This window comes from Stenotrophomonas sp. RS-48 (assembly GCF_030053245.1).
In the GTDB taxonomy this organism is placed as follows: Bacteria; Pseudomonadota; Gammaproteobacteria; order Xanthomonadales; family Xanthomonadaceae; genus Stenotrophomonas; species Stenotrophomonas maltophilia_P.
The window spans coordinates 1-13,903 of record NZ_JASGBV010000013.1 but is presented as its reverse complement, the minus strand read 5'-3'; the positions used below and the strand labels follow the sequence as shown (position 1 = coordinate 13,903).

Sequence of the window (13,903 nt, the reverse complement as noted above, 5' to 3'; positions counted from 1 at the left end):
GCCACCACGCCGCCCCCGGCAACGGCCCCGCCGGCCGCCGCGCCGGCCAAGCCGGAGGGCAGCCGCCTGGCGCAGCCGCCGCAGGCCTTCCACGCCCCGTTGCAGGGGGACCGCGCATGAGCCAGAAGATCGATCTCAAGAACCTGGATTTCAACGACATCGGCAACTGGCCGCAGAAGGCCAAGATCGTCTTCTGCGCGCTGCTGGCGCTGGTCATCATGTTCGTGGCGTGGATGCTGCTGATCAGTGGCAAGCGCGAGGAACTGGAGGGCCTGGAGCGGCAGGAGACCGAGCTGCGCACCGAGTTCACCAAGCAGCAGGAACGTGCGGTGAACCTGGCGCCGCTGAAGCAGCAGCTGGCACAGATGGAGCAGGTGCTGCAGCAGATGCTGCGGCAGCTGCCGAGCAAGACCGAAATGCCGGACCTGATCATCGACATCTCGCAGACCGCGTTGTCCAGCGGCCTGTCCAACGAGCTGTTCGAACCCGAGTCCGAGCAGATCAAGGAGTTCTACGCCGAGAAGCCGATCAAGCTGCGGATGGTGGGCAGCTACCACCAGTTCGGTGCGTTCGTCAGCGGCGTGGCTTCGTTGCCGCGGGTGGTCATCCTGACCATGCACGACATCAACCTCAAGCCCAAGGACAAGACCAGCGGCAACGTCCGCGCAGGTGCGCTGGAGCTGTCCGGCACGGTCAAGACCTACCGGTATCTGGACGAAGCCGAAGTGCAGGCGCAGCAGAGCGCTGACGCCGGCAAGGAGGGCGGGAAGTGATGCGCGCACAGATCGTACGCGGGTCGATGGTGCTGGCGGTCCTGCTGCTGGCGGGCTGTGGCCGCGGCGTGACCAGCACGCCGGGCGATGCACCGAACCTGGAGAAGTGGGTGGAGGGCGAGCGTGCGCGACCGGCGCAGCCGCTGGAGCCGCTGCCGGTGATGCAGCAGTTCGAGACCTTCGAATACTCCGCGCAGGGCATGCGCGATCCGTTCACCGATGCCTGGACCAATCCGCAGCAGGGGAACGGCGGATTGCGACCGGACCCGAACCGGCGCAAGGAGCCCCTGGAGGGCTTCCCGCTGGACGCACTGGACATGGTCGGCACCATCGGCACCGGCGGCAGCACCGTCGCGCTGGTGATGGGGCCGGACAAGGTCACCTACCGGGTCCGCCCGGGCGGCTACCTGGGGCAGAGCGACGGGCGGGTCACCGCGGTCTTCGAGGACCGCGTTGAACTGATCGAACTGGTGCCGGATGGCGCGGGTGGTTGGCTGGAACGGCCAGCGACGCTCGCGCTGGAAGATCAATGATCGTTTACTGGGGATAGCACGATGACCTTTCACCAAGCCAAGGGGCTGCGTCCCATCCGGCGCTCTACCTTGAACCGTGTCAGCGCGCTGGGAGTCGCGCTGATGCTGGCCTGCGCTCCGGCGCTGGCCGCCGCACCGGCGGAGAAACCGGCCAGCACCGCGGTGGCCCCTTCGGCCCCGGCGACAACTGGCCTGTCGGTGTCCAAGATCGATTTCAAGCGCGGCGATGACGGCGTCGGCCGCCTGATCCTGCAGTTCGACGGCCAGGGCGCGATTCCCGACCTGCGCACGCAGGGCAGCAACGTCGTGGTCGACGTGGGCAACGCGCGCCTGCCGGCCAACCTGCAGAAGCCGATGAACGTGGTCGACTTTGCCACGCCCGTGCAGCGCATCGATGCCAAGCCATCGGGCGCCGGGACCCAGCTGGTGCTGAGCACGGCGGGTACGGTGGAGTCGCTGGCCTACCAGAGCGGCAACGAATACGTGGTCGAGATCAGTCCGCGACAGGCGCCCGCCGCCGTCGGTGCGGTCAACGCCGGTACGGTCACCCAGGCGGCGAAGGCCGTCGGCCAGCGTGGCTACTCGGGCAAGCCGGTCACCTTCAACTTCCAGGACGTGCCGGTGCGCACGGTGCTGCAGTTGATCGCCGAAGAATCCAACCTCAATGTCGTGGCGTCCGATTCGGTGCAGGGCAACGTGACCCTGCGCCTGGTCAACGTTCCGTGGGACCAGGCGCTGGACATCGTGCTGCGCGCGAAGGGCCTGGACAAGCGTCGCGATGGCAGCGTGATCTGGGTCGCGCCGCAGGCCGAGCTGGCCAAGTTCGAGCAGGAGAAGGAAGACGCCCGCATCGCCATCGAGAACCGCGAAGACCTGGTGACCGATTACGTGCAGATCAACTACCACAGCGCCACGCAGATCTTCAAAGCGCTGACCGAGGCCAAGGGCATCGGCGGCGGTGGCGGTGGTGGAAGTGGCGGTTCCTCGTCGCAGGAGGAAAGCGGGTTCCTGTCCACGCGCGGCCGCATCGTTGCCGACGAGCGCACCAACACGCTGATGATCAGCGACATCCCCAAGAAGATCGCACGCATGCGCGAACTGATCGGGGTGATCGATCGTCCAGTGGACCAGGTGCTGATCGAAAGCCGCATCGTGATCGCCACCGACACCTTCGCCCGCGAACTGGGTGCGAAGTTCGGCATCAGCGGCAGCCGCGACAATGTCTACTTCAGCGGCAGCCTCGACGCCAACGCCAAGACCCGCAAATCGCAGGTCGATACCGCGCTGGAAAATGCCAAGGCCGTGCGTGAGTGGCAGGCCGGTGGCAGTGTCGGTCCGGCACCGGTGCCGACCGGCTCGACCATCGAGCGTGGCCTGAACTGGAACCTGCCGGTGGCCCTGGCCAACAACCCGGGTTCGCTGGCGCTGTCGATCCTCAACGCGGGCTACCTGCTGGATGTCGAGTTGTCGGCCATGCAGGAGGAATCGCGTGGCGAAGTGATCTCCAATCCGCGCGTGGTCACCACCAACCAGCGCGAGGCGATGATCAAGCAGGGCAAGGAGATCGGTTACGTCACCATCAGCGGTACCGGTGCCGCCGGGGGCGCGGGTTCGACGCCGAACGTGCAGTTCAAGGAAGTCGTGCTGGAGCTGCGGGTGACCCCGACGATCACCAATGACAACCGCGTGTTCCTGAACATGCAGGTCAAGAAGGATGAAGTCGATCGCCTGATCGAACTGCAGGGCTACGGTACGGTGCCGTCGATCAACCGCCGCGAAGTCAATACCGCGGTGCTGGTCGAGGACGGCCAGACCGTGGTGATCGGCGGTGTGTACGAGTTCACCGATCGCAACAGCATCAGCAAGGTGCCGTTCCTGGGCGATGTGCCGTTCCTGGGCAATCTGTTCAAGAAGCGCGGTCGCAACAAGGACAAGGCCGAGCTGCTGGTGTTCGTGACGCCGAAGGTGCTGCGCGTGGCCAAGCAGAACTGAGCCACCGCCTGCAGCAGGTGCGAAACGGGGCCGCCATGTGCGGCCCCGTCTGCGTTGCGGCCATGCATCCACGCAGGGCGTGGACGCTGTTCAGCGTCTCTTGATGCCATCGCCGGGGCACCCTGCGATGATGTCGGGAACCCGTGCCGTCCTGTGCCGGTCAAAGGCCCTCATGAACCTGCCCCCGCCGATGCCCGAATCTGCAATGCCGGCTGCCACGCCGGCCACGTCCCACCTGCACGCGGCGTTCAACACGTTGCGCGAGGCGCTGTCGGCCGAGATCGTCGGCCAGGCCGCCCTGGTCGAGCGCCTGCTGATCGCGCTGCTGGCTGATGGCCATCTGCTCGTGGAGGGCGCGCCCGGGTTGGCCAAGACCACCGCCATCCGCGCCCTGGCAGCGCGCCTGGAGGCCGATTTCGCGCGCGTGCAGTTCACCCCGGACCTGTTGCCTGCCGATCTGACCGGTACCGAGATCTGGCGCCCGCAGGAAGGCCGTTTCGAATTCGTGCCGGGCCCGATCTTCCATCCGATCCTGCTGGCCGATGAAATCAATCGTGCACCGGCCAAGGTGCAGTCGGCGCTGCTGGAAGCGATGGGCGAGCGCCAGGTCACCGTGGGTCGCCACACCTATGCGTTGCCCTCGTTGTTCCTGGTGATGGCCACGCAGAACCCGATCGAGCAGGAGGGCACGTTCCCGTTGCCCGAAGCGCAGCTGGACCGCTTCCTGATGCATGTGCGCATCGGTTATCCGGACCAGACGGCCGAGGCGGAAATCCTGCGGCTGGCGCGCGAACGTGCGCGCGGCGCGCTGGGTGAAGCCCCGGCGGCCCCGGAGAAAATGCCGATGCAGGATGTCTTCCAGGCGCGTCGCCAGGTACTGGACCTGCACATGGCACCGGCCCTGGAACGCTACCTGGTGGAGCTGGTGCTGGCCTCCCGCGATCCGGCCCGCTACGACCCCGCGCTGGGCCGTCGCATCGCGTGGGGCGCCAGCCCGCGCGGTTCGATCGCGCTGGAGCGTTGCGCGCGTGCGCGCGCATGGTTGGCCGGCCGTGACTTCGTCACCCCTGATGACGTGCGTGCGGTGGCTGCGGACGTGCTGCGCCATCGCGTGCTGCCGAGCTACGAGGCGACCGCCGAAGGCTGGGATGGCGAACGGCTGGTGCAGGAACTGCTGGCCCGGGTGCCGGCACCCTGAGCCTGCGCATGACCGATACATCCCAGGAGCATGGAGTGTCCGCCAGCGAAGGCGATGGACTGCGCCCGCAGCTGGCCGAGCTGGTGGCGCTGCGCCGTCTGGCCCAGCGTCCGCCGCCGCCCCGTCGCGGCCGCGCCGGCAATGCGGGGCAGGCACCGTCGCCGCTGCGCGGGCGCGGCATGGAGTACGCCGAATCGCGCGAGTACGTCGCCGGTGACGATGCCCGTCATATCGACTGGCGCGTGACCGCGCGCACCGGTCGTGCCCATACCAAGCTGTTCCAGGCCGAACGCGAACGGGTCAGTCTGATCGTGGCCGATACCTCGCCTGCGCTGTATTTCGGCACCCGCGTGCGCTTCAAGTCGGTGCAGGCTGCGCGTGCCGGTGCAGTCGCCGCCTGGTCGGCGCAGCGCCGCGGCGACCGCATCGGTGCGCTGCGGGGCAGTGACCGCGAAGCGCCGGTGGCGCCAGCCGGCGGACCACGTGGCGTGCTGCGTGTGCTCGACGCGCTGACGCGCTGGTATGCACAACCTCCGGCCGATGATCTGGGTCTGGAGCGCGCGCTGGACCACGCGGCGCGCGTACTGCGTCCGGGCGCACGGCTGCTGGTGCTGGCCGACCCGCAGCAGGCCATCCGCATTGCGCCGGCGCGATGGGGAGCGCTGGCCCAGCATCACGACCTCAGCCTGGTGCTGCTGGTCGATCCGCTGGAGCTGCAGCCGCCGTCGGCGCCCCTGCAGTTCCTTGCCGCCCAGCAGCGCATCGGACTGGACCTGCGCCGCGGCGACGTGCAGGCGCAGTGGCATGCGCATTTCGTTGAACCGCTGCAGGAACTGCAGCGCCAGCTGGGGGCACGCCGCATCGATGTGCAGGTGCTGAGCAGTGATGCGGCCAGCGATGCCTGGCTGGCGCCGGCGCCTACCGAGGTACCCGCATGAGCACAGCGCTGCCCCTGCGCGATGTGCAGCTGCCACCGGCACCGTCGTGGTGGCCACCGGCCCCCGGCTATCTGATGATCGGGGCGGTTCTGCTGCTGGCGCTGCTGATCCTCGCCCTGCTGTGGTGGCGTCGCCGTCGGCGTCAGCAGCGCTGGTTGCAGGCGTTTGATCGCGAGCTGGCGGGCGCGACCGATGCCGCCGCTGAGGTGGCGGCCATTGCGGGCCTGCTGCGCCGTGCCGCGCGTCAGGCACGGCCGGGAAGCGAAGCGTTGCATGACCACGCCTGGTGGCAGCGGGTAGATCCGCAGGCGACGTTGCCGGCGGCGCAGCGCGATCTGCTTGCCGAGGGCGCGTACCGGCCGCAGGTGGATGCGGCCGATGTCGCAGTGCTGCGCCGCTGGGCACGCGGACGTTACCTGGCGATGCTGCAGGAGCGGCGCCGATGAGTGCGCTGGCGAGTTACTGGCCCTGGCCGGACCTGCAGCTGGCCTGGCCATTGGCGCTGTTGGCGGTGCCGTTGCCGTTGCTGATGCTGGCCTGGAAGCGCCGTGCCGCCCCCGGCGCTGCGCTGCGCGTGCCCTATGCCGCGACCGAACTGGAGGCCCTGGCCGGAGCGGGTCGTATCGATGCGCGCAGGTGGCGTGCGCTGCTGCTGTGGCTGGGCTGGATCGCGCTGTGCGTGGCGCTGGCGCGGCCGCAGCAGTTGGGCGAGGCGATCACACCGCCGCAGCAGGGGCGCCAGATGATGCTGGCGATGGACGTGTCCGGCAGCATGGGCGAGGCCGACATGGTGCTCGGCGGCCAGGCCGTCGATCGGCTGACCGCCGCCAAGGCCGTGCTGGCCGACTTTCTTGACCGTCGTGCAGGCGATCGCATCGGCCTGCTGATCTTTGGTGATCGGGCCTATACGCTGACCCCGCTCACTGCCGACCTGGCCAGCGTCCGCGACCAGCTGCGCGACAGCGTGGTCGGCCTGGCCGGGCGCGAGACCGCCATCGGCGATGCCATCGGCCTTGCGGTCAAGCGCCTGCGCAGCCAGCCCGAGGGCCAGCGTGTGCTGATCCTGCTCACCGATGGCGTCAGCAATGCAGGCGTGCTGGAACCGCTGCGTGCGGCGGAGGTAGCGCGTGCCGAGGGCGTGCGCATCCACACCGTCGCCTTTGGCGGCGATGGCAGCATGCGCTTTCTCGGCATTCCGATTTCCGCCGACCAGGACCCGGTGGACGAGGCGACGCTCAGGCAGATCGCCCGGATGACCGGCGGCCAGTTCTTCCGCGCCCGCGACACGGCCGAGCTTGCAGGCATCTACGCCGAACTGGACCGGCTGGAGCCCATCGCGGAGAAGGGGCCGGTCCTGCGCCCGCGCGATGAGCGTTATCCCTGGCCGCTGGGCGTGGCGCTGCTGCTCGGTGCGCTTGCATGGGCATGGCCGGAGCGTCGTCGATGATCGCCCTGGCATCCCATCTGCCGGACTGGAACGCGCTGCATTTCCTGCGGCCTGACTGGCTGTGGGCGTTGGCCGCGCTGCCGTTGATCGTGGCCGTAGCGATGTATCGACAGCGCCGCAGCGATGCATGGCGGCAGGCGGTCGATGCCCATCTGCTGCCCCATCTGCTGGCGTCGGGGTCGCGCCGTCGCATGCGCCTGCCGTGGGCGCAGCTGCTGGGCTGGACGCTGGCGTGCCTGGCCCTGGCCGGGCCCAGCTGGCGACAGCAGGCGCAGCCGATGTTCCAGGCCAGCGCACCGTTGCTGGTGGTGCTGGACCTGTCCAGCCGGATCACCGCCACCGACCTGCCACCGTCGCGCCTGCTGCAGGCGCGGGCCAAGATCGGCACGTTGCTGCGCGCCCGCGAGGGCGGCCAGGTTGGGCTGATCGTCTATGCGGACGATGCCTATACCGTCGCTCCGTTGACCGAGGATGCCAGCAATGTCGCGCTCTATCTGGACGCGCTGTCACCGGATGTCATGCCGCGCGATGGCCAGCGTGCCGATCGTGGCATCGATTGGGCGACACGGCTGATGCGGCAGACCGGCGCGCCCCAGGGGCAGATCCTGGTGGTCACCGACCAGGCTGACGATGAGGCCGAACTCGCTGCTTCGCAGGCCCGCAGCCTGGGGCTGCAGGTGTCGGTGCTGGGTCTGGGAACTCCGGGCGGTGCCGCGTACCGCGACAGCAGCGGCCAGATCCGCCAGGCCGCGCTGGACGAAGGCCGCCTGCGCGCCGTGGCGACGGCCGGCGGCGGCCGCTATGTGCGGATCGCTGCCGATGACCGCGACCTGCGCGCGCTGGGTGTGCTCGATGCCCGTGAAGGCACAGCGCTGCAGCGGCCGGGTACCGGTCACCAATGGCGCGACGAAGGCTTCTGGTTGCTGCCGCCGTTGATGCTGCTTGCGTTGCTGGCGTTCCGACGGCGTGCGCTGCTGGCTGCCGTGCTGGCGGTCGGCCTGTTGCCGTGGACGGACGGCGCGCAGGCGCAGGCACAGACGCGGCCGGTGCAGGGCACGCTGTGGAAGCGGGCGGACCAGGTGCAGCATCAGCGTCTGGCCGAAGGCGTACAGGCCTACCGCCAGGGTGACTTCGCACGTGCCCGGCAGCAGTTCGAAGGGCTCGACACCGCGGCCGGCTGGTACAACCTCGGCAATGTGCTGGCCCGCCAAGGCCAGTACGACGATGCCATAGCCGCCTACGATCGCGCACTGGCCCTGCAGCCGGGGATGGCCGACGCGGTGGCCAACCGGGCTGTTGTCGATGCTGCACGCAAGCGCAAGCCGCCGGGTGGCCAGCGGCAGAACCCGGGACAGCAGAATCCGCCCCGGAAGCCGTCCTCGACGCCGCAGGATCAGCAGGGCCAGCCACAGCAGGGCCAGCCGTCGGGGCAGGGACAGCCGCAGGCGCCCTCGCAGCGCCCCCCGCCCTCAGACGCCGGCGCCCAGCCGCAACCGCGGCCCGGTGAGCGTGGTGATCAGGGACCGCCGTCACCGCCCCAGGCCGAGGACGCCCATGCGCAGGCCGAGGCCGACGCGCAGCAGCGACAGCGCATGCAGCAGGCCATCGAACAGGGGCGCGAGGGCCGGGAGAAGAGTGATCCGACCGTGGCGGGCGATGACGGCCGCACGCCGCGCCAGCGCGAGGAACAACAGGCGGTGGACGCCTGGATGCGGCGCGTGCCGGATGATCCGGGCGCGTTGCTGCGTGCCAAGTTCCAGCTGGAAAACGAACGCAGGAAGAGGGAAGGGCGATGAACATGCACGGCCTACGCCGGTGTGCGGCAATGCTGCTGCTGTGGCTGCCATTGATGGCCTGGGCAGAGCCGCGGGCATGGCTGGACCGCGATCGCATCGCGATGGGGGATACGGTCACCCTCAACGTGCAGAGTGATGCCGGTGCGCCGGACTTCGCGCCGCTGCGCGGTGACTTCGATCTCAGTGGGCAGACCAGCAGCCGCCAAGTGGAGTGGAGCAACGGCAGCATGCAGCAACGCAGTCTGTATGGCGTGGCGCTGACACCGCGACGCAGTGGCGCGCTGACGATCCCGGCCCTGCAGGTGGGTACTGCGCAGACCGCACCGCTGACGTTGCAGGTGGACGCCGCCGCCCCGGTCACCGCTGCCAACGGTGCGGCCATGGCGTTCATACAGACCGATGTCGACGATGACACGCCCTACGTGCAGCAGAGCGTTGGCGTGGTCGTGCGCCTGTTCTTCGCCTCGCAGCTGGCCTCCGGCGAGCTCATCGTGGATACGCCCGCCGGTGCCTCGCTGCAGCGGGTGGGCGACGACCGCACCGACGTGAGGCAGGTCAATGGACGCCGCTACAACGTGGTCGAGCGCCGCTTCCTGCTGATTCCCGAGCGCAGCGGGACACTGCGCCTGGCCGGCGCGCGCTTCAACGGCCGCAGCGCAGGCGGCTTCTTCGATGACTTTTTCGGAAGGGGCGATGGCCGCATGAACGCCACCGGCGCCGACCGCACGCTGCAGGTACAGGCACAGCCGGCGCAGGCGCCGCAGCCGTGGCTGCCGTTGCAGGGCCTGCAGTTGCGCTATACCAGTGCGCCGAGTACTGCACGTACCGGCGAGGCCGCCACCATCGTGGTCGAAGCGATCGCCGAAGGTGCCACCCGTGCCCAGTTCACCGACCTTCCGGTTCCGGACCTCGGCACGGCGGCGCAGGTGTTCGCCGAACCGGCGCAGTACGAAGAGACCTTCACTGGCAGCACCCCGCGGTTGAAGATCACCCGTCGTTACTCCGTCGTGCCCCGCCAGCCGGGTCCGCTGCAGGTGCCGGGGCCGAGGGTGTCATGGTGGAACGTGCGCGACGGCAGCGCGCAGCAGGCACGACTACCGGACCTGGCACTGACGGTCAGCGCCGGTACGGGCACTGCCGCGCCCGCCCCGCCGCCGCCGATCGACACCGATGCAGCGCTGCCCGACGACGACACGCGCATTGCGGCCACCGATCCGATCGCCTCGGGGACGCCGAGCCAGCCCTGGCCCTGGATTGCCGCGGTGATCGGCCTGGCGCTGCTGTGGCTGCTGACCCTGCTGTGGGGCTGGCAGCGCGGACGCGGCGGGCCGTCCATGCGCGGTGCCACTCGCCCGCCGGGGCCGCCGTCCGGGCCGGAAGCCAGCGAAGGACGCGGCAGCGTCGCCGAACTGCGCCGGGTGCTGGACGGCGAGGGCTTTGACCAGGTCGAAGCGCAGCTGTGCGCGATGGCAGGTGTACCGCGGTTGGAGCAGGTCATCGCCAGGCTGGGTGATCCGAACCAGCGCCAGGTGCTGCAGGAGCTCCAGCAGGTGCGATGGGGCGGGCAGGGAGAGCCGGCACCACTGCGTGTGCGGTTGCGCGAGGCCTTCCGTGACGGACCACACTGGTCGGGGACCGCCCGCGGCACCGACACTGGGCTGGCGCCGCTGTATCCGCAGCGCCGAACCTGAACCGGCGCCGCTTGCGCGCTTTGTTAGAGTGCATTCATTTTTCGAGGAAACCTGCGTATGACAGCAGCTGCCGCCGGCAAGAAGACGTTGCCCCTGCACTGGAAGATGGGCATCGGCTTCGCGATCGGCCTGATCCTGGGACTGACCGTGCACGCCCTGGGTGGCAGCGTCGATGGTCTGCAGACCGGTGCCAAGTGGGTCATGGACTACATCACCACGCCTGCATCGGGGCTGTTCCTCAACCTGATCTTCATGCTGATCGTGCCGTTGATCTTCTCGGCGCTGATCATGGGCGTGTCGGAGATGGGCGACATCCGCGCCCTCGGCCGCATCGGCTGGAAGACGCTGGCCTATACCGTGCTGCTGTCCGGCATCGCCGTGGCCATCGGCCTGGTGCTGGTCAACCTGCTCAAGCCCGGCGTCGGCGTCGATCCGCAGACCGCCGCGCTGATGCTCTCGGAGAACGCCGAACGCAGCAAGGAGATCGTCGCCGGCATCCATGGCACGCCGAAGGGCATGGACATGCTGCTGTCGATCGTGCCGAGCAACGTGCTGCAGGCGGCCTCCGACAACGGCGCGATCCTCTCGCTGATGTTCTTCGCGCTGATGTTCGGCATCGGCATGGTGCTGACCGATGACGAGAAGGTCGCCCCGCTGCGCCGCGCCATCGAAGGCGTGTTCGAAATCTCGATGACCCTGATCAATCTGGTCATCCGCCTGGCACCGTATGCGGTGGCCTGCTTCATGTTCAACCTGGCCGCGCTGTTCGGTTTCGAGCTGATCATCCGCCTGGGCGCCTACGTGGGCGTGGTGGTGCTGGCACTGGGCCTGCACATGGTGGTGACCTACGGCGCCGCCGTGTGGCTGTCGGGCCGTTCGCCGCTGTCGTTCTTCCGCGATACCCAGGAAGCGACGGTGATGGCCTTCTCCACCGCCTCCAGCAACGCTACCCTGCCGACCGCGCTGCGCGTGGCCGACCAGATGGGCCTGCCGCAGCGCGTGTCCCGCTTCGTGCTGACCGTGGGCGCCACCGCCAACCAGAACGGCACGGCGCTGTTCGAGGGCGTGACGGTGATCTTCCTGGCCCAGTTCTTCGGCGTGGACCTGAGCATCGGCCAGCAGATCATGGTGATGGCGGTGTGCATCCTGGGGGGCATCGGTACCGCGGGCGTGCCGTCGGGTTCGCTGCCGGTGGTGGCGATGATCTGCGCCATGGTGGGGGTCAACCCGCTGGGGATCGGCCTGATCCTGGGCGTGAACCATTTCCTGGACATGTGCCGCACGGCGCTGAACGTGACCGGCGATCTGGCGCTGACCACCCTGGTGGCCAAGGGCGAGGGCCACGACGGCCCGGCGCTGGTTCCCGACCGCGACTGAGTCCTGGCGACCTGATCGGGGTCGGATTCCTTTCCGCACGGAAAGGGCTCCGACCCCTTTTCACATGCGGAATCCGGCGGAGATCACGACGTTGCCGGCCAGCGCCCGCACGACCTGGCAAGTGGAACTGACCCCCACCCGGTGACTATGGGACAATAGGCCGCCCGCACGTCCGCGGCCGCCTCCCGATTCCGACAGAACCATGACGCAGCCTACCCGTCGCCAGTTGGCCAACGCCATCCGCTTCCTTGCCGCCGATGCGGTTGAAACCGCAAAGTCCGGCCACCCCGGCATGCCCATGGGCATGGCCGACATCGCCGAAGTGCTCTGGAACGACTACCTTCGCCACAACCCGAGCAATCCGCACTGGTTCAACCGCGACCGTTTCGTGCTGTCCAACGGCCACGGCTCGATGCTGCAGTACGCGCTGCTGCACCTGAGCGGTTACGACCTGCCGATCGAGCAGCTCAAGCTGTTCCGCCAGCTTGGCAGCCACACCGCCGGTCACCCGGAGCGCCATGAAACCCCCGGCGTGGAAACCACCACCGGCCCGCTGGGCCAGGGTTTCGCCAATGCCGTGGGCTTCGCCCTGGCCGAGAAGCTGCTGGCGCAGCGCTTCAACCGTCCGGAACTGGAAGTCGTCGACCATCGCACCTGGGTGTTCATGGGCGATGGCTGCCTGATGGAAGGCGTCTCGCATGAAGCCGCTTCGCTGGCCGGCACCTGGGGCCTGCACAAGCTGGTCTGCTTCTGGGACAACAACCACATCTCCATTGATGGCAACGTCGAAGGCTGGTTCACCGACAACACGCCGGAGCGTTTCGAGGCCTATGGCTGGAACGTGGTCCGCGATGTCGATGGTCACGACCCGGAGAGCATCAAGGCCGGCATCGAGGCCGCGCTGTCGCAGAGCGACAAGCCGACCCTGATCTGCTGCCGCACCACGATCGGCTTTGGTTCGCCGAACAAGGCCGGCAAGGAATCCAGCCACGGTGCTCCGCTGGGCAAGGACGAGCTGGAAGCCACCCGCAAGCAGCTGGGCTGGGAGTACGGCCCGTTTGAAATCCCGCAGGCCATCTACGATGGCTGGCGCGCCAACGGTGCCGGCACCCTGCGCCAGGCCGAATGGGAACAGCTGTTCGACAAGTATGCGGCCCAGTATCCGGCCGAAGCCGCTGAACTGACCCGTCGTTCGCACGGCGAACTGCCGGCCGACTTCGTTGCCCAGGCCGACGCGTACATCGCCAAGGTCGCGGCTGAAGGCCCGACGATCGCCTCGCGCAAGGCCTCGCAGCTGGCCATCGAGGCCTTCGCGCCGCTGCTGCCGGAAATCGTCGGCGGCTCGGCCGACCTGGCGCACTCCAACCTGACCCTGTGGAAGGGCAGCACCTCGGTCGCCAGCGACGACGCCAACGCCAACTACGTGTACTACGGCGTGCGCGAGTTCGGCATGACCGCGATCGCCAACGGCCTGGCGCTGCATGGCGGCTTCATTCCGTTCGATGCCACCTTCCTGGTGTTCAGCGATTACGCCCGCAACGGCGTTCGCATGAGCGCGCTGATCCCGGCCCATGCCATCCACGTCTACACCCACGATTCGATTGGCCTGGGCGAAGACGGTCCGACCCACCAGCCGGTGGAGCATCTGGCCTCGCTGCGCTACATCCCGAACAACGACGTGTGGCGCCCGTGCGATGCCGTCGAGTCGGCGGTGAGCTGGAAGGCGGCGATCACCCGCCAGGACGGCCCGAGCTGCCTGGTGTTCAGCCGTCAGAACCTGCCGCACCAGCCACGGAGCGCCGAGCAGATCGCGCAGATCGAGCGTGGCGGCTACGTGCTGGCCGACGCTGCCGGTACCCCGGACGTGATCCTGATCGCCACCGGTTCGGAAGTCTCGCTGGCCACGGAAGCGAAAGCCCAGCTGGACGCGGCCGGCCTCAAGACCCGCGTGGTCTCGATGCCGTCCACCGATGTGTTCCTGCGCCAGGATGCGGCATATCGTGAATCGGTGCTGCCGAACGCCGTGCGCAAGCGCGTGGCGGTGGAAGCCGGCGTCACTGGTTTCTGGCGCCAGTTCGTCGGCCTGGGCGGTGCGGTGATCGGTATCGACACCTTCGGTGCCTCGGCCCCGGCCGCCCAGCTGTACAAGCACTTCGGC

General features: G+C 68.6%; 11 protein-coding genes. All 11 read left to right on the top strand.

What is annotated here, in order from left to right; genetic code table 11:
- Positions 1-116: 116 nt before the first annotated feature.
- Positions 117-773 (top strand): type 4a pilus biogenesis protein PilO, encoded by a 657-nt coding sequence (pilO, locus tag QMZ25_RS03220; protein WP_053518455.1) that lies wholly within the window; start codon positions 117-119, stop codon positions 771-773.
- On the top strand, positions 773-1,306 hold the full coding sequence (locus tag QMZ25_RS03215) for a pilus assembly protein PilP (protein WP_053518457.1): 534 nt from the start codon (positions 773-775) through the stop codon (positions 1,304-1,306). The genes pilO and QMZ25_RS03215 overlap by 1 nt, the downstream gene beginning before the upstream one ends.
- A 21-nt stretch (positions 1,307-1,327) precedes the next feature.
- On the top strand, positions 1,328-3,298 hold the full coding sequence (locus QMZ25_RS03210) for a type IV pilus secretin PilQ family protein (protein ID WP_053518459.1): 1,971 nt from the start codon (positions 1,328-1,330) through the stop codon (positions 3,296-3,298).
- 172 nt (positions 3,299-3,470) lie between these two features.
- Positions 3,471-4,496: a MoxR family ATPase gene (locus QMZ25_RS03205; RefSeq protein WP_065175742.1), complete on the top strand. Its 1,026-nt coding sequence runs from the start codon at positions 3,471-3,473 to the stop codon at positions 4,494-4,496.
- 8 nt (positions 4,497-4,504) lie between these two features.
- Positions 4,505-5,434: a DUF58 domain-containing protein gene (locus tag QMZ25_RS03200; protein ID WP_053518463.1), complete on the top strand. Its 930-nt coding sequence runs from the start codon at positions 4,505-4,507 to the stop codon at positions 5,432-5,434.
- Entirely contained in the window at positions 5,431-5,880 is a 450-nt protein-coding gene (locus QMZ25_RS03195; protein ID WP_283219114.1) for a DUF4381 family protein, read from the top strand. The genes QMZ25_RS03200 and QMZ25_RS03195 overlap by 4 nt, the downstream gene beginning before the upstream one ends.
- Positions 5,877-6,881 (top strand): VWA domain-containing protein, encoded by a 1,005-nt coding sequence (locus tag QMZ25_RS03190; protein WP_262100494.1) that lies wholly within the window; start codon positions 5,877-5,879, stop codon positions 6,879-6,881. The genes QMZ25_RS03195 and QMZ25_RS03190 overlap by 4 nt, the downstream gene beginning before the upstream one ends.
- The gene (locus QMZ25_RS03185; protein ID WP_283219113.1) at positions 6,878-8,677 is read left to right on the top strand and encodes a tetratricopeptide repeat protein; all 1,800 of its coding nucleotides are present in this window, start codon (positions 6,878-6,880) and stop codon (positions 8,675-8,677) included. Before QMZ25_RS03190 ends, QMZ25_RS03185 begins: the two co-directional genes overlap by 4 nt.
- Positions 8,674-10,368: a BatD family protein gene (locus tag QMZ25_RS03180; protein WP_283219112.1), complete on the top strand. Its 1,695-nt coding sequence runs from the start codon at positions 8,674-8,676 to the stop codon at positions 10,366-10,368. The genes QMZ25_RS03185 and QMZ25_RS03180 overlap by 4 nt, the downstream gene beginning before the upstream one ends.
- Positions 10,369-10,425: 57 nt before the next feature.
- Complete coding sequence (locus QMZ25_RS03175) at positions 10,426-11,745, top strand: dicarboxylate/amino acid:cation symporter (protein WP_053518469.1); 1,320 nt, start codon at positions 10,426-10,428, stop codon at positions 11,743-11,745.
- A gap of 202 nt (positions 11,746-11,947) precedes the next feature.
- Positions 11,948-13,903 (top strand): transketolase (gene tkt / locus QMZ25_RS03170; protein WP_283219111.1); only part of this gene is annotated, 1,956 nt, incomplete at its 3' end.